At 68.4% G+C, this 18,815-nt stretch carries 16 protein-coding genes, 1 tRNA gene and 1 pseudogene; 7 read left to right on the forward strand and 11 right to left on the reverse strand.

Annotated elements, in window-relative coordinates; all coding sequences use genetic code 11:
- Positions 1–23 precede the first annotated feature (23 nt).
- From BLW27_RS02370 to carB, 5 genes are all read right to left on the reverse strand, one after another.
- On the reverse strand, positions 24–1,367 hold the full coding sequence (locus BLW27_RS02370; RefSeq protein WP_089878586.1) for a S41 family peptidase: 1,344 nt from the start codon (positions 1,365–1,367) through the stop codon (positions 24–26).
- 7 nt (positions 1,368–1,374) lie between these two features.
- Positions 1,375–2,493 carry a murein hydrolase activator EnvC family protein gene (locus tag BLW27_RS02375; RefSeq protein WP_089878589.1) on the reverse strand — a complete coding sequence of 373 codons (1,119 nt, stop codon included), beginning with the start codon at positions 2,491–2,493 and terminating at the stop codon, positions 1,375–1,377.
- Complete coding sequence (gene gpmI, locus BLW27_RS02380; RefSeq protein WP_089878592.1) at positions 2,490–4,049, reverse strand: 2,3-bisphosphoglycerate-independent phosphoglycerate mutase; 1,560 nt, start codon at positions 4,047–4,049, stop codon at positions 2,490–2,492. The genes BLW27_RS02375 and gpmI overlap by 4 nt, the downstream gene beginning before the upstream one ends.
- Positions 4,050–4,213: 164 nt before the next feature.
- Positions 4,214–4,807 (reverse strand): EF-hand domain-containing protein, encoded by a 594-nt coding sequence (locus tag BLW27_RS02385; RefSeq protein ID WP_177177798.1) that lies wholly within the window; start codon positions 4,805–4,807, stop codon positions 4,214–4,216.
- Between the two features lie 316 nt (positions 4,808–5,123).
- Positions 5,124–8,465, reverse strand: coding sequence for a carbamoyl-phosphate synthase large subunit (gene carB, locus BLW27_RS02390; protein WP_089878599.1), 3,342 nt, complete (start codon positions 8,463–8,465; stop codon positions 5,124–5,126).
- Positions 8,466–8,691: 226 nt separating this feature from the next.
- On the opposite strand from carB, the gene BLW27_RS02395 reads away from it, so the two are divergent.
- Entirely contained in the window at positions 8,692–9,519 is an 828-nt protein-coding gene (locus BLW27_RS02395) for a manganese catalase family protein (protein WP_089878602.1), read from the forward strand.
- Positions 9,520–9,636: 117 nt separating this feature from the next.
- Here the strand turns inward: BLW27_RS02395 and BLW27_RS02400 are convergent, their stop codons facing one another.
- Complete coding sequence (locus BLW27_RS02400) at positions 9,637–10,866, reverse strand: SAM-dependent methyltransferase (protein WP_089878605.1); 1,230 nt, start codon at positions 10,864–10,866, stop codon at positions 9,637–9,639.
- A gap of 166 nt (positions 10,867–11,032) precedes the next feature.
- Between BLW27_RS02400 and aspS the strand changes: the two genes are divergently transcribed.
- Positions 11,033–12,814, forward strand: coding sequence for an aspartate--tRNA ligase (gene aspS, locus BLW27_RS02405; protein ID WP_089878608.1), 1,782 nt, complete (start codon positions 11,033–11,035; stop codon positions 12,812–12,814).
- A 79-nt stretch (positions 12,815–12,893) separates the two neighbouring features.
- On the opposite strand, the gene BLW27_RS02410 is transcribed toward aspS, so the two are convergent.
- Positions 12,894–13,607, reverse strand: coding sequence for a response regulator (locus BLW27_RS02410; RefSeq protein WP_089878611.1), 714 nt, complete (start codon positions 13,605–13,607; stop codon positions 12,894–12,896).
- Positions 13,608–13,739: 132 nt separating this feature from the next.
- Between BLW27_RS02410 and mce the strand changes: the two genes are divergently transcribed.
- A complete protein-coding gene (gene mce, locus BLW27_RS02415) occupies positions 13,740–14,144 on the forward strand; it encodes a methylmalonyl-CoA epimerase (protein ID WP_089878615.1) in 405 nt (134 codons plus the stop codon).
- Positions 14,144–14,422, forward strand: coding sequence for a DUF1467 family protein (locus tag BLW27_RS02420; RefSeq protein WP_089878618.1), 279 nt, complete (start codon positions 14,144–14,146; stop codon positions 14,420–14,422). The genes mce and BLW27_RS02420 overlap by 1 nt, the downstream gene beginning before the upstream one ends.
- Here the strand turns inward: BLW27_RS02420 and BLW27_RS02425 are convergent.
- The 3 genes from BLW27_RS02425 to BLW27_RS02435 all read right to left on the reverse strand — a co-directional run bounded on the left by BLW27_RS02425 (position 14,419) and on the right by BLW27_RS02435 (position 15,998).
- Positions 14,419–15,117 carry an EI24 domain-containing protein gene (locus BLW27_RS02425; RefSeq protein WP_089878621.1) on the reverse strand — a complete coding sequence of 233 codons (699 nt, stop codon included), beginning with the start codon at positions 15,115–15,117 and terminating at the stop codon, positions 14,419–14,421. The genes BLW27_RS02420 and BLW27_RS02425 overlap by 4 nt on opposite strands.
- Positions 15,114–15,692: a nitroreductase family protein gene (locus BLW27_RS02430; protein WP_089878623.1), complete on the reverse strand. Its 579-nt coding sequence runs from the start codon at positions 15,690–15,692 to the stop codon at positions 15,114–15,116. Before BLW27_RS02430 ends, BLW27_RS02425 begins: the two co-directional genes overlap by 4 nt.
- A 75-nt stretch (positions 15,693–15,767) precedes the next feature.
- The gene (locus BLW27_RS02435) at positions 15,768–15,998 is read right to left on the reverse strand and encodes a hypothetical protein (protein WP_089878627.1); all 231 of its coding nucleotides are present in this window, start codon (positions 15,996–15,998) and stop codon (positions 15,768–15,770) included.
- A gap of 209 nt (positions 15,999–16,207) precedes the next feature.
- Here BLW27_RS02435 and BLW27_RS02440 point away from each other — a divergent pair, with 209 nt between their 5' ends.
- Positions 16,208–16,915: a M48 family metallopeptidase gene (locus BLW27_RS02440; RefSeq protein ID WP_089878630.1), complete on the forward strand. Its 708-nt coding sequence runs from the start codon at positions 16,208–16,210 to the stop codon at positions 16,913–16,915.
- Positions 16,916–16,975: 60 nt separating this feature from the next.
- Here BLW27_RS02440 and BLW27_RS02445 read toward each other — a convergent pair whose 3' ends face one another.
- Positions 16,976–17,962, reverse strand: a complete 987-nt coding sequence (locus BLW27_RS02445) for a complex I NDUFA9 subunit family protein (RefSeq protein WP_089878633.1) — start codon at positions 17,960–17,962, stop codon at positions 16,976–16,978.
- 173 nt (positions 17,963–18,135) lie between these two features.
- Between BLW27_RS02445 and BLW27_RS02450 the strand changes: the two genes are divergently transcribed.
- Positions 18,136–18,222 (forward strand) — tRNA-Leu (locus BLW27_RS02450).
- Positions 18,223–18,671: 449 nt separating this feature from the next.
- Positions 18,672–18,815 (forward strand): annotated as a pseudogene (locus tag BLW27_RS20590) (IS5/IS1182 family transposase); the annotation flags it as partial.

Raw genomic sequence — 18,815 nt, forward strand, 5'->3', positions numbered from 1 at the left:
AGCTGCGCACCGCCCCGAACCGGTCACTGCTGGGGCTGCGGAGCCAGCGCGGTCAGGCCCTTGAGGATGTCGATGGCATAGGCCAGCTGGTAATCCTCTTCGCGCAGGGCGGCGGCCGCCTCGGCGCGCGCGCGGTCCTCCTCGATCTGGCGGGCCTCTTCGTCGGACAGTGAGTCGTTGTCCAGGCGCCCGCGCAAATCGGCTTCGGAGCGGCCGAAGGCGTCCTCTTCCTCCTCGGAAGCGTCTTCGTCCGGCCGGGCGGGCGGCTGCTCGACCACGATGTCCGGGCTGACGCCCAGCGCCTGGATCGAACGACCCGACGGCGTGTAATAGCGCGCCGTGGTCAGGCGCATGGCGCCTTCGCCGCGCAGCGGCATGACTGTCTGGACCGACCCCTTGCCGAAGCTTTTCGTGCCCACGACGATCGCGCGACGATGATCCTGCAGGGCGCCCGCGACGATTTCCGACGCCGAGGCAGAGCCGCCGTTTATCAGCACGACGATCGGCTTGCCGTTGGCCAGATCGCCCGGCGTGGCGTTGTAGCGGTCGCCGTCGATCGGGTCGCGGCCGCGGGTCGACACGATCTCGCCCTTGTCGAGGAAGGCATCGCTGACGCGGATCGCCTGGCTCAGCAGGCCGCCCGGGTTGTTGCGCAGGTCCAGCACGATGCCGTTGACCGCGTCTTCGCCGCCGGCTTCCTCGATCCGCTCGGCAAGGCCCTCGGCGAGGTTGGGATAGGTCTGGTCGTTGAACGTGGTCACCCTCAGCACCACGGTGTCGCCCTCGATCCGGGTGCGCACGGCGGTCAGGGTGATCGTGTCGCGGATGATCGACACGTCGAAGGGCTCTTCAACGCCCTCGCGGACCACGGTGATGATGATCTCGGAACCCACCGGTCCGCGCATCATGTCCACGGCCTCGTCGAGGGTCAGGCCCAGAACGGATTCGCCATCCACGTGGGTGATGAAGTCGCCCGCCGCGACCCCGGCCTCGTCGGCGGGGGTGTCGTCGATCGGCGAGACGACCTTGACGAAGCCCTCTTCCTGCGTGACCTCGATGCCCAGCCCGCCGAATTCGCCGCGCGTCTGGACGCGCATGTCCTCGGCGTCGTCGGGCGGCAGGTAGCTTGAATGTGGGTCGAGCGAGGTGAGCATGCCGTTGATGGCCGCCTCGATCAGGTCTTCCTCGTCCACCTGTTCGACATATTGCGCCCGTATGCGCTCAAAGATGTCGCCGAACAGGTCGAGTTGCTCGTAAACCGAGGTTTTGCTTTCGGTCTCCTGCGCCAGCAGCGGGCCGACGAACTGTGTCGTCGCCACAACCGAAAGCAGCGCGCCGCCGAACGCGGCCATCGCGAATTTCCTCATGTGCAGATCATCCCTTGTCGGTTGCGAACCAGCGCCGCGGATCGACGGGTTCGTCGCCTTCCCTGACTTCCATATAAAGCGTTTCGCTGCCCGGGGCACCCCCCCCCTCACCGGAAGGTGACACGCCGTCGGCCGCCACCGAGCCACCCATCAGGCCCACCGGCCCCCCCGCCGGCAGTACTTGCCCGGCCTCGACATAGGCGGCGTCTAGACCCGCCAGCACGAATAGAAGATCGGCGCGCGGCTCAAGGATGACCACCAGCCCGTAATCCAGCAACGGCCCGGCATATCGGACGGTCGCAGCCGCGGGTGCCGTGACCAGCGCGGCGGGCTGCGTGGCGATCACGAGGCCGGGCCGGCGCACGCCGGCGGCGTCGGCTTCGCCGGGCTGGCGCAGCACGGTGCCGCGCACGGGCATCGGCAGCGGCCGCAGGTTTTCAAGGTCGGCGGGTTCCTCGGGCGCGGTCGGCTGGCCCTGCGTCAGCTGCGACAGCCCGTCTGCGAAATCGTCCAGCGTCTCGGTGGCCGAGATCAGGATCGCGGTGCGCACCGGGTCGTCGGTGAAGCGGCGCGGCAGCCCCGTGCGGTCGGCGATCGCCTGGCTGAGCGCGGTGCGCGCCTGCTGTACGCCCGACAACCCGCTGGCGAGGTGGTCGGCCGCCTGCTGCTGCAGCGTCCGAAGCTCGGTCACCTCGGCCAGGTCGGCGCGCAGGTCGGCGGCGCGGGCCTCCAGCGCGGGCGTGACCGAAGCCAGCAGCAGCCCGGCGCGGACGGTGCCGCGCGGCCCCTGCGGATGGGCCAGACTTCGTGGGCCGGCCTTGTCGCCCACCGCGCCGAGCACGCCCAGCAGCTGCGCGATCTCGCTCTCGCGCGCCTGCAATTCGCGGCTGAGCGCCGTTTCGCGGATCGTGGCGGCGCGCAGGCCCACCCGCATCGCGGCAAGCCCGTCCTCGTAGGCGCGGACGGTACGGGTCAGTGCGGCCACGCGGTCGCGCGAGCGGTCGGCGCTTTCCAGAGAGGCGGCGGCCTCTTCGATCGCGCGGGCGGCGGCGCGGGCCTGCTCGCCCGCATCCTGGGCATGAACGGGCGCTGCCAGCAGGGCCAGGATCAGCGCGACGCGCGTCATTCGATCAGGCTTTCCCCCGTCATTTCCTCGGGCTTATCCAGCCCCATCAGCTGCAGCAGCGTCGGCGCCACGTCGGCCAGCCGACCGTCGCGCAGGCGCGCGCCGTCGGGGCCGCCATGCAGGATCACCGGCACTAGGTTGGTGGTGTGCGCCGTGTGCGGCCCGCCGGTCTCGGGATCGACCATGACCTCGCAGTTGCCGTGATCGGCGATGATCAACATCGCACCGTCGGTCTTCCCGAGCGCCTCCAGCGCGCGACCGAGGCCCGCGTCGACCGCCTCGCAGGCGGCGATGGCGGCGTCGAGATCGCCGGTGTGCCCGACCATGTCGGGGTTGGCGTAGTTCACCACGATCAGATCGTAGCCCACGCCGATCGCCTCGACGAAGCGGTCGGTGACCTCGGCGGCGCTCATCTCGGGCTGCAGGTCGTAGGTGGCGACCTTGGGCGACTTGGGCATCGCGCGGTCCTCGCCCGGTTCGGGCGTTTCCTGACCGCCGTTGAGGAAGAAGGTCACGTGCGGGTATTTCTCGGTCTCGGCCAGCCGAAACTGGCGCAGGCCGTGCTTTGCGACCCATGCGCCCAGCGTGTTCTTCAGCTCGCGCTTGGGGAACGCGGTGTCCATGTATGTCTTGTGGCGGTCGGAATACTCGACCATCCCCAGCAGGGCCGACAGTGGAGGCTTGTCGCGCTCGAAACCGTCGAAATCCGGATCCCCGATGGCGGCGAGGATCTCGCGCGCGCGGTCGGCGCGGAAGTTCAGGCAGAAGAAGCCGTCGCCCTCGGCCACGCCCTCGTGGCCGTCGATGACCGTCGCGGGGATGAACTCGTCGGTCGTGCCCTTGTCGTAGCAGGTGGCGATTGCCGCCTGCGCGTCCGAGGCGTGCTGCCCTTGGCCGCGGATCATCGCGTCGTAGGCGGTCTCGACCCGCTCCCACCGGTTGTCGCGGTCCATGGCGTAGTAGCGGCCGATCACCGTGGCGATGCGGGCGCCCTCGGGCAGCGCGGCCTCGAGCGCGGTGAGGAAACCGTCGGCGGATTTGGGCGCCACGTCGCGGCCGTCGGTGATGGCGTGGATCAGGACCTGCAGGCCCCGGTCGCACAGCAGCTTTGCGGCCGCGTTGAGGTGGCTGAGATGCCCGTGCACGCCGCCGTCCGAGACGACGCCCATCAGGTGGACGCGGCCGCCGGCATCGCGGACCGTGTCGGCGAAGCGGAGGATGGCTTCGTTTTCGAAGAAGCTGCCGTCCTCGATGGCGAGGTCGATCTGGCCCAGGTCCATCGCGACGACGCGGCCGGCGCCGATATTGGTGTGCCCGACCTCGGAGTTGCCCATCTGGCCGCGGGGCAGGCCCACATCGGGGCCGTGGGTGGTCAGCCGGGCATGGGGACAGGTTTCCATCAGCCGGTCGATGGTGGGGGTCTTCGCCAGGTGAGGCGCGTTGGCTTCCGTGTCGGCGGACAGGCCCCAGCCGTCGAGGATGGTCAGGATGACGGGCTTGGTCACGGGCGGCCTCCGGTCTGGTTGCCGGACCGGTCTAGCAGGGGCGCGCGACATTGTGGAGAGGGCGCGGCGCCGCGCGCCGCCGAGGGGCAGCAGGGGGTGTCCCACGGTGGGACATCCCTGCGGTGTAGAAGAATCAATAGCTTACAGAGACGGATTCATGATCTGTCAACGAATCCGGGGCGGCGGGCGCTGCCGGCGCCGCCCCGAAGCAAAGATCAGCGCTTGCCGTTTCCGTTGCCGCCGCCGTTGCCGCCGCCGTTGCCGCCGCCGTTGCCGCCGCCGCCATTGCCGCCGCCATTTCCGCCGCGCGACTTTCCGGTGTCGCGCGCGCTGGCGGTGGTTTCGGTTTCGGCGTTACGCTTGCCGGCGGCGCTGTGCGCGCGCGGGCCGCCGCGCTCGCCCTTGGGATCGTCCGAGCGGCGCACCTCGTCCAGGGTCACGACGCCGTCGCCGTCCGCGTCGAACTTCGCCAGCGCAATCTGCGCCTCGGCGCTGAACGCGTGTTCGAGTTCGCCTTCGTCGAGCGTGCCGTCGCCGTCCAGGTCGATATCGTCGAAGGTCAGCTGACCCTCTTCGCCCTCGACGGTGGATTCGCCGCCCGCGGCCTCTTCGGCGCTAAGCATGCCGTCGCCGTCGGTGTCGTAGGCGTCCAGCGTGGAGCTGCCGGCCTCGCCGAAGCTGGCATCCAGCTCGGACGAGCTGAGGGCGCCGTCGCCGTCGGTGTCGATCTCATCGAAGGTGGCGGCGTGGGTCGCGGTTGCCAGGAAGCTCGTGGCAAGCAGGATGGCAGTGGTGTGTCGGAGTTTCATGCTGGGTCCTCTCATTTCAGATCCTCGAAAGGTCTATGGCCAATCTGACAACGCTGTCTGAAAGCCTTGGGCGAAAGAGGTCCGCCGATGCCTAAATTGCAAGCTTTCGCTGCTAAACTCGCGGGTGAGGGTCGTAAACCCGGGTTTAAGCGCCAGCAGGGCATGAACGATCGCCCGGGGATCCGAACCCGGTCCTTCGGGTGCGTCGGCGCGCGGCCGCCGACGCAAGAAAAAAGGGGCGTCGCCGCCCCCTCTTCAGGTCACTTCCAGACGCTGGGCTGCGGCGCATGCCGGGCCTGCGGCCCGATTCCGGGTCTTACCCCTGCAGCGGCTTGACCACCAGTTCGCCCTCTTCGCGTTCCTTGATCGCCAGGGCCGCGGCGTGGGCGCCGGCGGCGGTGGTGAAGTAGGGGATCTTGTCATACAGCGCGACGGAGCGGATCTCGCGGCTGTCCGACACGGCGGCGGCGTTCTCGGTGGTGTTCATCACCAGGTCGATGCCGCCGTCCTTCAGCATGTCGACGATGTTGGGCCGGCCCTCGTAGACCTTCTTGACGGTCTCGGCCTCGATGCCGGCGCCGCGCAGGAAGTCGGCGGTGCCCGAGGTGGCGACGATGCGGAAGCCGAGATCGGTCAGGATACGCGCGGTCTCGGCCATCTGGTCGGTCTTGTCGCCGTCGCGGATCGAGAAGAACACCGAGCCGGAGGCGGGGAGGATGTTGCCCGCGCCCATCTGCGCCTTGAGGAAGGCGCGCGGGAAGGACCGGTCCCAGCCCATGACCTCGCCGGTCGAGCGCATTTCCGGTCCCAGCAGCGTGTCGACGCCGGGGAAGCGGGCGAAGGGCAGCACGGCCTCCTTGACCGAGAACCACGGCATCATCGGGTCGGCCAGTGTCATCGGGTCGGCCAGCGGCAGGACGGTGTCGTAGTCGGCATCGGCCGGGTAGGGCGCGCGCATCGGGAAGTCGGCCAGCTTCTCGCCGGCCATGATGCGCGCGGCGATGGACGCGATGGCGCTGTCGGTGGCCTTGGCGACGAAGGGCACGGTGCGCGAGGCGCGGGGGTTCACCTCGATCAGGTAGACGTCGCCGTCCTTGATGGCGAACTGCACGTTCATCAGGCCGACGACGTTCAGCCCCTTGGCCAAGGCCACGGTCTGGCGCTTGATCTCGTCTAGGGTAGCGGCGTCGAGCGAGTAGGGCGGCAGCGAGCAGGCGCTGTCGCCGGAATGCACGCCGGCCTCTTCGATGTGCTGCATGATGCCGGCGACGTGCACGTCGGTGCCGTCGCAGATCGCGTCGACGTCCAGTTCCACCGCTCCGGCAAGGTAGCTGTCGAGCAGCACGGTGCTTTTGCCCGAGACCACCACCGCGTCGCGGATGTAGCGTTTCAGGCTGGCCATGTCGCGCACGATCTCCATCGCGCGGCCGCCCAGCACATAAGAGGGCCGGATCACCAGCGGGAAGCCGATCTGCTCGGCGATGGCCAGCGCCTGTTCGTCGCTGGACGCGATGGCGTTCTTGGGCTGGCGCAGGTTCAGGCGGTTCACGAGGTCCTGGAACCGCTCGCGGTCCTCGGCCAGGTCGATCGCGTCGGGCGTGGTGCCGAGGATCGGGATGCCGGCGGCCTCGAGGTCGCGGGCAAGCTTCAGCGGGGTCTGGCCGCCGAACTGGACGATGACACCGTGCAGCGTGCCGTTCTCCTGCTCGACGCGCAGGATCTCCATCACGTGCTCGAAGGTGAGCGGTTCGAAATAGAGGCGGTCCGAGGTGTCGTAGTCGGTGCTGACGGTCTCGGGGTTGCAGTTGACCATGATGGTCTCGTACCCGGCGTCGCTGAGCGCGAAGCAGGCGTGGCAGCAGCAATAGTCGAACTCGATCCCCTGGCCGATGCGGTTCGGCCCGCCGCCGAGGATGACGACCTTCTTGCGGTCGGAGGGGCGGGATTCGCATTCCACCTCGCCCATCATGGGGGCCTCGTAGGTGGAATACATGTAGGGGGTCTGGGCCTCGAACTCGGCCGCGCAGGTGTCGATGCGCTTGAAAACGGCGACCACACCGGCGTTGGTGCGGGCCTGCCGCACTGCCATCTCGGTCTGCCCGGTCAGCGCGGCCAGGCGCATGTCTGTGAAGCCCATCATCTTGAGCGCGCGCAGGCCGTCGGCGTCGGTGGGCAGGCCGTCGCGGCGGATTTCGGCCTCGGTCTCGACGATCTCGCGGATGCGGGCCAGGAACCACGGGTCGAACATCGTGACGGCGTGGATGTCGTCATCGGACGTGCCCAGCCGCATGGCCTGGGCGATGACGCGGATGCGGTCGGGGGTCTGGCGCGACAGGGCCTTGACGATGGCGGCCTCGTCCTGGCCTTCGCCGAGGCCGGGTATGTCGATCTCGTCGAAGCCCGACAGCCCGGTCTCCATCGACGCCAGCGCCTTCTGGAGCGACTCGTGGATGGTGCGGCCGATGGCCATCGCCTCGCCCACCGACTTCATCGCGGTGGTCAGCGTGGGTTCCGAGCCGGGGAACTTCTCGAATGCGAAGCGGGGGATCTTGGTGACGACGTAGTCGATGGTCGGCTCGAAGCTGGCCGGCGTGACCTTGGTGATGTCGTTGTCGAGCTCGTCCAGCGTGTAGCCGACAGCGAGCTTGGCAGCGATCTTGGCGATCGGGAAACCGGTGGCCTTGGACGCGAGCGCGGAGGAGCGCGACACGCGGGGGTTCATCTCGATCACGACCATGCGGCCGTTTTCGGGGTTCACGGCCCATTGCACGTTGGAGCCGCCGGTCTCGACCCCGATCTCGCGCAGGACGGCGATGCTGCCGTTGCGCATGATCTGGTATTCCTTGTCGGTCAGCGTCAGCGCCGGGGCGACGGTGATGCTGTCGCCGGTGTGCACGCCCATCGGGTCGACGTTCTCGATGGCGCAGACGATGATCGCGTTGTCCGCCTTGTCGCGGACGACCTCCATCTCGAACTCCTTCCAGCCCAGAAGGGATTCGTCGATCAGGATCTGCCCGACCGGAGAGGCGTCCATGCCCGAGCGGCAGTAGTGGATGTAATCCTCGCGGTTGTAGGCGACGCCGCCGCCGGTCCCGCCGAGCGTGTAGGCGGGGCGGATGATCGCGGGCAGGCCGACGATGTCGAGCGCGGCAAGCGCCTCGGCCACGCCGGCGTCGAGATCGCGCTTGCCGTTCGGCTTGAGCGGCGCGGTCACGATGGTTGCGGCGGGGTTTTCCAGGCCGATGCGGTCCATCGCCTCGCGGAACAGCGCGCGGTCCTCGGCCATTTCGATGGCCTCGCGGCGTGCGCCGATCATCTCGACGCCGTGCTCGGCCAGCACGCCCATCTCCTCGAGCTTCAGCGCGGTGTTGAGACCGGTCTGGCCGCCCATCGTGGGCAGCAGCGCGTCGGGCTTTTCCTTGGCGATGATCTTGGCGACGACCTCGGGCGTGATCGGCTCGATGTAGGTGGCATCGGCCAGGCCCGGGTCGGTCATGATCGTCGCGGGGTTCGAGTTCACCAGGATGACGCGATAGCCTTCCTCGCGCAGGGCCTTGCAGGCCTGGGCGCCGGAATAGTCGAACTCGCAGGCCTGCCCGATGATGATGGGCCCGGCGCCGATGATCATGATGGACGAGATATCGGTGCGTTTGGGCATGGGTCCCCCGGGGTGTCGGTCAGGTCAGGAAAGGTCGGGCAAATTGGCGGCGTTATAGACAGCACACCCGCCCGTGCAAGCGCAATCCCCGGTGGTCCACGGCGGGCGGCGGTGGCGGCCGTCCGCGACCCCGGCGATTTTGGCGGAACACGGGGGGCGATGTCTTGTTGTCGGAGCAGCGGCAGTGCCGGGCTGCCCAAACCGTATCAGTTCAAAGGACATCCCGATGTTTCATCATTCATCCAAGCTTCAGTACCAGGTCCGCGTCGACAAGCCGGATCCGATCTTCGCCAAGCACCTGCAGCAGGCGATCGGCGGCATCGAGGGCGAGATCCGTGTCGCCATGCAGTACTTCTTCCAGGCGATGGGCGCGCGCGGAAACCCGAAGTACCGCGACATGCTGATGATGACCGCGACCGAAGAGCTGTCGCACATCGAGTTCCTGGGCCACGCGGTGGCGCTGAACCTGGAAGGGGCGCCGGTGACGACCCAGGAGATGGCCGCGCAGGATCCGGTGGTCAACGCGATCCTCGGCGGGACGAACCCGCGCCACATCCTGTCGTCGGGCCTGTCGGCGATGCCGGTCAACTCGAACGGCGTGCCCTTCGACATGAGCCACGTCTACGCCACCGGCAACCTGGGCGCGGACATGCTGGCCAACGCCACCGCCGAGGCCGGCGGCCGCGTGCTGGCATCGCGCCTGTACAACATGACCGACGACGCCGGCATGAAGGACATGCTGTCCTTCCTGATCGCGCGCGACACCATGCACCAGCAGCAATGGCTGGCCGTGATCGAGGAGCTGGGCGGCATGGAAGGCCAGCTGCCGATCCCGAACTCGACTCCGCAGGAGCACGAGAACACCGAGCACAGCTACTACTTCCTCAACACCTCGCTGGACGAGCCCACGCCCGAGGGACGCTGGACCAAGGGCAAGTCGCTGGACGGTCGCGGCGAGTTCTCGATCAAGGAAAAGCCCGAGCCGATGGGCCAGAACCCCGATCTGGGCAAGGCACGCCCCGGCACCGGGACGCAGATGGAACAGCAGAAGTAAGGCCACGGGGCGCCGGTTCGGGCGCCCCGGACGTCCGGGACGAACGACAAGCGCGGCGCCGGACGACCGGCGCCGCGTCTTTTGTCGGACCGTGTATCTGTGTCGGGCCGCAGGCCGCTATTCCGCCGCGCGGGCCGCCGGTTCGGACCCATCGCGGTACAGATAGTCGCGCGTCGTGGGCACGGCGTATTGCTTGCGGCCAAGCTGGAACTGGAAGACCCCCTGCCACTGCTCCTCGAACGCCATCTCGCAGGCGACGAGGTAGAAGCGGAACATGCGCACGAAGCGTTCGTCGTACATCTTGCGCACCGTGTCGATGTTGGCCTCGAACCGCTGGTGCCAGTGGTGCAGCGTCGGGCCGTAATGGCCGCGCAGGATCTCGATGTCCTGGGTGTACAGCCCCGACCGCTCCACCGGGGGCATGAGTTCGGACAGCGAGGGGACGTAGCCGCCGGGGAAGATGTACTTCTCGATCCAGGGATTGGTGGGCGAGGGCGCCTCGACGTTGCCGATCGTGTGGATCAGGGCGACGCCGTCATCGTCCAGAAGGTCGTGGACCTTGCCGAAATAGTCGCCGTAATGCGGCAGGCCAACATGCTCGAGCATGCCCACGCTGACGATCCGGTCGAACCGCTCGGCGACGGTGCGGTAATCGCGCAGCTCGAACGTGACCTTGTCCGACAGGCCGGCGGCCTCGGCGCGCCTGGTGGCCGTGTCGTGCTGGTTGCGCGACAGGGTGACGCCCGTGACCTGCGCGCCGAAATCGCGCGCCAGCGTCAGCGCCATGCCGCCCCAGCCGCAGCCGATGTCCAGCACGCGCATCCCCGGCTCGATCCGCAGCTTGCGCGCGATATGGGCCTTCTTCGCCGCCTGCGCTTCCTCGAGCGTCATGTCGGGACGGGCGAAATAGGCACAGGAATACTGCATGTCCTCGTCGAGGAAGAGACGGTACAGGTCGTCCGAGATGTCGTAGTGATGCGCCACGTTCCTGCGCGCGCGCAGCGCGTCGTTGCGCTGCACGAAGCGGCGCGCCGCCTTCCGGCCGGCCTGGTAGGTGTTGTACCAGCCGGGCAGGCCGCCCAGCCGCTGGTTGCGCACCAGAAGCGTCAGCAGGTCGTAGAGCCTGTCGCCCTCGACCACCAGCGTGCCGTCCATGTAGCGCTCGCCCAGGGCAAGAACCGGGCGTGTGGCCAGCGCCTTGACCGCCGCGTCGTCGGTGAGGTGGATCGCCTCTTCGGGCGCCTCGCCGGTGCCGAACCGGTCGACCCGACCGTCCGGCCAGGTCACCCGCAAGGTGCCGTATCTCATCATCTGCCGGAGGAACCGGCCTAATGCGTTCTGCCACATCGCCACATCATGACCCCGCGATTGCATCACTGGAACGTTTACCGATTTTCATCCTAGGCGATCGGGGCAATTCGGGCAATTCTCTCGGGCTTCCCTTGACTTTGCGGGCGCGGGGCGGTGTATCGGCGGCTGAATTCCCGGCAGTTTCACACCGAAAGGCCCCGTCATGCACGCCTTCCGCAGCCACACCTGCGCCGATCTGAACAAGGCCCATGTGGGCGAAACCGTCCGGCTTGCGGGCTGGGTCAACCGCATCCGCGATCACGGCGGCGTGCTGTTCGTCGACCTCCGCGATCACTACGGCATCACGCAGGTGCTGTGCGATCCCGACAGCCCCGTCTTCGCCGAGGTCGAGAAGCTGCGCGCCGAATGGTGCGTGCGCATCGACGGCGTGGTGAAGGCGCGCGACGCAAGCCTGGTCAACCCGCGTATCCCGACTGGCGAGATCGAGGTCTACATCAAGGACCTGACCGTGCTGGGCCGCTCGGACGAGCTGCCGCTGCAGGTCTTCGGCGACCAGGAATACCCCGAGGAAACCCGCCTGCGGTACCGCTATCTCGACCTGCGGCGCGAGGCGATGCAGCGCAACATGACGCTGCGGTCCGACGTGGTGGCGGGCATCCGGCGGCGCATGTGGGACAAGGGCTTCCGCGAGTTCCAGACGCCGATCATCACCGCCAGCAGCCCCGAGGGCGCGCGCGACTTCCTGGTGCCGAGCCGTCTGCACCCGGGCAAGTTCTACGCGCTGCCGCAGGCGCCGCAGCAGTTCAAGCAGCTGATCATGGTGTCGGGCTTCGACAAGTACTTCCAGATCGCGCCCTGCTTCCGCGACGAGGATCCGCGCGCCGACCGCTCGCCCACCGATTTCTACCAGCTCGACCTGGAAATGTCGTTCGTCGAGCAGCAGGACGTCTTCGACACCGTGTCCCCGGTGATCGCCGGCGTGTTCGAGGAATTCGGCGGCGGCAAGGTGGTGGACGATCCGGCGACGTGGCCGCAGATCCCCTATGCCGAGGCGCTCGAGAAATACGGCACGGACAAGCCCGACCTGCGCAACCCGATCCAGATGCAGGTGGTCAGCGAGCATTTCCGCGACTCGGGCTTCGCGATCTTCGCCAAGCTGCTGGAGCACGAGGGCACGCAGATCCGCGCCATCCCCGCGCCGGGCGGGGGCTCGCGCAAGTTCTGCGACCGGATGAACGCGTTCGCCCAGAAAGAGGGCCTGCCGGGGATGGGCTACATCTTCTGGCGCGACCAGGGCGAGGGGATCGAGGCGGCCGGCCCGCTGGCCAAGAACATCGGCCCCGAGCGGACCGAGGCGATCCGCCAGCAGTTGGGCCTTGGCGTCGGCGATGCGGCGTTCTTCCTGGGCGGCAAGCCGGCGCAGTTCGAACGCGTGGCCGCCCGCGCCCGCGACACGATTGGCGCCGAGCTGGGCCACGTGGACGAGAACCGTTTCGCCTTTGCCTGGATCGTCGATTTCCCCATGTACGAGGCGGACGAGGAAACCGGCGCCATCGACTTCAGTCACAACCCGTTCTCGATGCCGCAGGGCGGAATGGACGCGCTGCAGGGCGATCCGCTGAGCGTGAAGGGCTTCCAGTACGACCTGGCCTGCAACGGCTACGAGCTGGTCAGCGGCGCGATCCGCAACCACCGCCCCGAGATCATGTTCAAGGCCTTCGAGATTGCCGGCTACGGCGAGGAGGAGGTGCGCAGGCGCTTTGGCGGGATGGTCAACGCGTTCCGCTTCGGCGCGCCGCCGCATGGCGGTTGTGCCGCGGGCATCGACCGGATCGTTATGCTGCTTGCGGGCACGTCCAACATCCGCGAGGTCATCATGTTCCCGATGAACCAGCGCGCCGAGGACCTGATGATGAACGCGCCGAGCGAACCCACGACCGACCAGCTGATGGAGCTGGGCCTGCGCGTGATCCCGCAGGACTAGCGCGGGCCCGACGGGCGACGGACGGGAAAAACGGGCGAGCGTGGCAGCGCTTCGCCCGTTTCTCGTTCCCGGGCGGCAATCACATCGCCGCGCGGTGGGTCAGTCGGTCCTGCACAAGCGCGGTCATGTGCGCCAGTTCGGGCTGCGCCGGTTCGCGGCGCTTGCGCTTCTCGGCCAGCGAGATCGCCGCCGAGTACAGCAGGTCGTCGCCGGCGCTGCGGGCCACGCCCGACAGGAACTGCACGACGTAGTCGACGGTGGCGCCGTCGGTCGCGGTCAGGATATCGGCGGCATGGGCCATGTCGTCGCGGTAGGCGACCGGGTCCGGGTCCACGGCGTCGCGGCAGACGACGCGGGGGCCCGGCGGGTGACGCTCGGCCGGCAGGACCTTGAGCACGGCCTGCTGGAAGGCGCCGACCGAGGCGATCGGCTTGGGCAGGAAGCCGTCGGCGCCGGCGGCCAGCGCCACCTCTTCGCCGAAGCTGTCGCCCGAGGTGCCCAGGATCACGTCGACCCGCGGGACGGCGGCCGCAAGCTCGGCGATCAGCTCGGCCCCCGAGCCGTCGGGCAGGCCGAGGTCGATGATCACCGCGCTGGGGCGGTAGACCTTGAGATGACGCTTGGCCGAGGCGATGCAGTCGGCACGCCGGATCCGCGCCCCGGACCGCAGGCACAGAAGGCGCATCGCGTCGCAGGCAAAGCGGCTGTCTTCCACGACCAGGACGGTCAGCCCCAGCAGCGGCCGCGAAGCCGTGGGCCGCAGATGTGCGTAGAGTTGATCGGTCTTGTCCATGTTCCCCTCCATGGGCGGTGGCGATTCGACTTTGCGCCGGCATGGCTAACAAGCGGTTAAAGGACGCACCGGACTTGCCGTGCAGGGGGCGAACGGGCCATATGCGCCACGAACGCAGCCACGGAGAGCCCCATGATCGGCCGTCTCAACCACGTCGCCATCGCCGTCCCCGACCTGGACGCCGCCGCCGCGCAGTACCGCGACACGCTGGGCGCGCAGGTCGGCGCGCCGCAGGACGAACCCGACCACGGCGTGACGGTGGTCTTCATCGAGCTGCCCAACACCAAGATCGAGCTGCTGCACCCGCTGGGCGTGGACAGCCCGATCGCGGGTTTCCTCGAGAAGAACCCCGCGGGCGGGATGCACCACGTCTGCTACGAGGTGGACGACATCATCGCGGCGCGCGACCACCTGAAATCGACCGGCGCGCGGGTGCTGGGCGACGGAGAGCCGAAGATCGGCGCGCATGGCAAGCCAGTGCTGTTCCTGCACCCGAAGGATTTCAACGGCTGCCTGATCGAGCTGGAGCAGGTCTGATGGGGATTACCTCCGGAATCGTGCTGTTCGCGGTCATCTGGTTCATGACCTTCCTCTGCATCATCCCGCTGCGGCTGCAGACGCAGGGCGACCTGGGCAAGATCGTGCCCGGCACCCACGCGGGCAGCCCCGAGGTGCACAACCTCAAGCGCAAGGCGTGGCTGACGACCGCCCTTGCGGCGGTGCTGTGGGCGATCATCGCCGGGGTGATCCTGTCGGGCGCGATCACGGTGCAGGATATCGACGGCTGGATGTTCAACCGGATGGGCCGGACCTAGGCGCGGCCCCGCGTCACCCGGTGGAACAGGTGGGTGAACGTGGCCGCGCCCAGCACGGGCACGGCGAGGTTGATGACCGGGATGGTCAGCGGCACCGCCATCATCACCCCGGCGGCCCAGATCGTCAGGCGGTGGCGTTTGCGCAGCACCTTCGCCTGCGCCCGCCCGACGCGGCGCATGGCCGCCAGCGTGAAGTATTCCCGCCCCAGCAGAAAGCCGTTCAGCCCCCAGAAGATGAACGGGGCCAGCGGCGCCACGAAGAGATACAGCACCAGCGCGGCCGCGTTCGCCGCGATCAGCGTGGCGAAAAAGCCCAGCGAATCCTGCACCTGATCGCCCAGCGGGACCGCGCCCGCCGTGCCCGCGGCGGGATAGTGCCGGTCCTCGACCGCCTGCGCCACGTCCTCGAGGAACAGCGAGGTGATGGCCGAGGCGACGGGCACCATCAGGAAGATCGACAGCACCAGCATCAGCGGGATGGCGGCGAACCCGGCGGCGTTGTCGACCCAGGTCACGGTGCCGATCCAAGGCAGCGTCACCGCGTCGCCCACGAACAGGCCCACGCCCCAGACCACCAGCGCGCAGGCCGCGATCAGCAGCGCCAGCGTCAGCCCGACCCCGCGCCACAGTACGCGCCGGAACCGCGCGTCCGAGCCGAACTGCGACAGCGCGCGCAGGAAATCCGTCAGGATCATTCCGACATCCAGGTGGTGATCGCGTCGATGTCCGGGCGCGGGCGCTCGGGCGGTGTCGCGCTCTCGGTCCCGATATGGATCAGCCCGGCGACGCGCTCGTGCGGGGCGAGGCCAAGCGTGTCCTCGGCGAAGGTCCGGTCGTGGCTGACCCAGCCGCTGATCCAGCTTGCCCCCCAGCCCGAGGCCAGCGCCGCGTTCAGCAGCGCGAGGCACACCGCGCCGGTGGAATAGGTCTGCTCGATCGCGGGGATCTTGTCGCTGTCGCGGGGGCTTTCGACCACGGCGACGCAAAGCGGGCTGTCGTCGAAGGGCCCGCGCGCCTTGGCGATGTCGTCCTCGGACCGGCCCAGCGCGGTGGCGCGGGCAGCGGCCGCATCGGCCAGCCGCACCAGCGCGCGGTCGCGCAGAACGATGAAGCGCCACGGCTCGAGCTTGCCGTGATCCGGCGCGCGCGCGGCCGCCGTCAGCAGCACGCGCAGCGCGTCGTCGTCGGGCGCGGGGGCGCGCAGCATCTTCGCGGGGCGCGAGCGGCGGGTCAGCAGGAAATCGAGGGCGGCCTGGTTCGTCTGCGGCATGAGGGCTCCTGGTGCGGGTGCCCCTATGTCATGTGCGGCCGCGCGGGAATCAACCGGCTTTCGCGCCGGCGCGCGTCACTTGCGACGGGTGTAGACGCCTTCGGGCAGGGTGGCGGCCGCGATCAGGTCCTTCATCTGCGTGATCGACAGGGTGATCGACTGCGTGCGGTCGGTGCGCGGGTCGTATTGCTGGACGGTCACGCATTCCTCGAAGGTCGAGACGATGACGTCCTCCTGCAAGGGCGTCTCGCCCTCGTCCACGAGGGTCACGATGGTGGCGTCGAAGTCGTGCTCGATGCTGAACATGGGGCCAGCCTAGCGGGGTGCGCGGCGCTGTGGAAGCCCGTGCGCGCCACGGCGACGTGCCCGCGCCGCGCGGCCGGTGAAACCCTGGCGGCCCGCGGGCGTTGGATCATCATGGCCGGAACCCGCCACCACACCGCCCCGTGACCGTGCAAGGCTGGCGGTGCCGCGGCGCGGGCCCTAGAACAGCACGAAAGCCAACAGGAGGTCTCATGCTTCGCGTCCTGATCCTTGCCTTCATGACCCTGGGCGCCTGCGCCCCGGTCGCCATCGACGTCCAGACGGGCCCGCGCCCGGCCGCGCAGCCGGGTGCCGCGCCGCTCAGCGCATCGCAGGCCGCGCGCCAGTTCGTGCAGGTCGCCGAAACCGTCGAGCCGGTGGCCGAGGCCGAATGCCGCCGCTACGCGCCCCGGCTGAACTGCGATTTCATGATCCTCGTCGACGACCGCCCCGGGCAGGCGCCGAACGCGTTCCAGACGCTGGACCGCAACGGGCGGCCGATCCTAGCCTTCAACCTGGGCCTGATCAACGCGGTCGAGAACGCCGACGAGCTGGCCTTCGTCATGGGGCACGAGGCGGCGCATCACGTGCTGGATCACCTGACCCAGCAGCGCACAAACGCGACCGTCGGCGCGGCGGTTTTCTCGGGGCTGGCGTCGGTCTCGGGGGCGTCCGACATCTACGTCCGCGAGGCCGGGCGCCTGGGCGCCAACGTGGGCGCACGGACCTACTCCAAGGATTTCGAGCTGGAGGCCGACGAGCTGGGCACGATCATCACCGCGCGCGCCGGGTTCAACCCGGTCCGGGGCGCCCAGTTCTTCACGCGACTGCCCGATCCCGGCAACCGCTTCCTGGGCACCCACCCGCCCAACGCCGCGCGCATGGACGTCGTGCGGCGCACCGCGGCACGGCTGCAGTAGACGGCGAGATCACGATCGCGGGTCGGCCAATGCGCCGGCCCGCAGCGTCTCGGCCCGGCTTCAGCCGCGGTGGCGCAGGTTCTTGGCGGATTCCTTGATCGCGTCGTATTGGCCGGAGGGGCGATAAGGCCACAGATAGTAGGGCACGACCGCCTCGATCGCCGTGGCCGGAATGCCCAGCGCGTCCAGTCCCTTGGCATCCTTGGCGGCGACGTTGTCGCTGCGCAGGCTGCGCACCTGGTCCGCGGTGATCTGCGCAGGGATCAGCCCGCCGCTGACGCGGTTCACGCCGTCCGACACGCTGCCCATGATACCGGCGATCCCGAACGGGATGTTCACGATCATCCGGCGGCGGCGAATCGCCTCGAGCATGTACTGCATCAATTCGCGGAAGGTGCGGGTCTCGGGGCCGCCGAGCTCGTAGATGCCGCCGGGGGCGCGGCCGGTGACGCCCTCGACCGCGGCGCGCGCCACGTCGTCGACGTAGACCGGCTGGAACCGGGTGTTCCCGCCCACCACGGGCAGAACCGGGCTGAGCCGCGTCATGGCCGCGAAGCGGTTGAAGAACTTGTCCTCGGGGCCGAACATGACCGAGGGGCGCAGGATCAAGGCGTTCGGCTGGTGCTCGTGCATTCCCTTCTCGCCGGCGGCCTTGGACCGGGCATAGAGGCTGGCGCCGTTCTCGTCCGCGCCGATCGCGGAGAGGTGCACCATCGTGGCGATTCCCTCCTCGGCCGAAAGCCGGGCGATGCGCGTGGCGCCCTTGTCCTGGATGGCGTCGAAATTGTTCCTGCCGTGGGCGTCGAAGGTGCCGACGCAATTCACCGCCGCGTCGGCGCCGCGCAGCACGGCGCGCACCGAATCGTCGTCGCGGATGTTGCAGAAGACAGGCTCGACCTGCCCGACGACGCCGAAGGGGCGTACGAAAAGGGCCTCGTTCGGGCGGCGGACGGCCACGCGGACGCGCCAGCCCTCCTGCGCCATGCGCCGCGCGATGTAGCGCCCGACAAAGCCGGACCCCCCGAAGATCGTCACCAGCCTGGACATCCGGATTCGTCCCCTGAATACAGTTCGCCCCCTAGCTACCGGCGCGCGCCGCGCGTCGCAAGGTGCCCGGACGCCGCGTCCGGATTCCGTGGCGATCGCGCGGTCGGAGACGGGGCGAAAAATCCGTGTTGACACCCCCAGTGCCGGGGCTTAAACGCCCCCTCACGCAACCTGCCCAGGTGGCGGAATTGGTAGACGCGCTGGCTTCAGGTGCCAGTGATCGAAAGGTCGTGGAGGTTCGAGTCCTCTCCTGGGCACCACTTTCCTTGAAAATAAAGTAAAATTGCCGCCGTTGTGGGCCATCTAGTCGGCCAGCGGCTAATGCCTGCGAGCGAAGCTGACGCAGGCACATTGCCTCCCAGATTTAGTTTATCCAGTGCGGGAAACGTCGTCTCGACGGCGTTCGTGAGGCGAGGCAATCTAAAGCCAGTTCACCAATGCTCAGCTTCAAGTGCCGCCAGTTTACCTACGTGTTGCCCGTGATCTCCTACAAGACGGACGCTCTTCGCGAGCCGTGAGGAGCTTCGCGGTGAAGCAGACGCGGATACAAGCGATGACGCAGGACCCGCGCGCTGTGAGCCATCAGCACGTTAAGGTCCGAAGCATAGCGCAGGCAGCCCGCAAACGCCCGCACTATCCCATGGGCGTTGTTGCGTAACTCTGACTGCGGGCGATTCACATCGCGAATCCATGCGGTTAGACGGGTCGCATGAGCAAGCCTCCTCCCGCCCGCTACCGCACGACGAACTGGTCCAGCCATAACGCCGCGTTGCGCAAGCGCGGCTCGATGCTGATCTGGGTAGACAAGGAAATGGCCTGGCTGGCGCCGCATGAAGGTCGGCTCGGCCGCCCT

The sequence above is a fragment of the Citreimonas salinaria genome (genome assembly GCF_900107235.1).
Lineage (GTDB): Bacteria > Pseudomonadota > Alphaproteobacteria > Rhodobacterales > Rhodobacteraceae > Citreimonas > Citreimonas salinaria.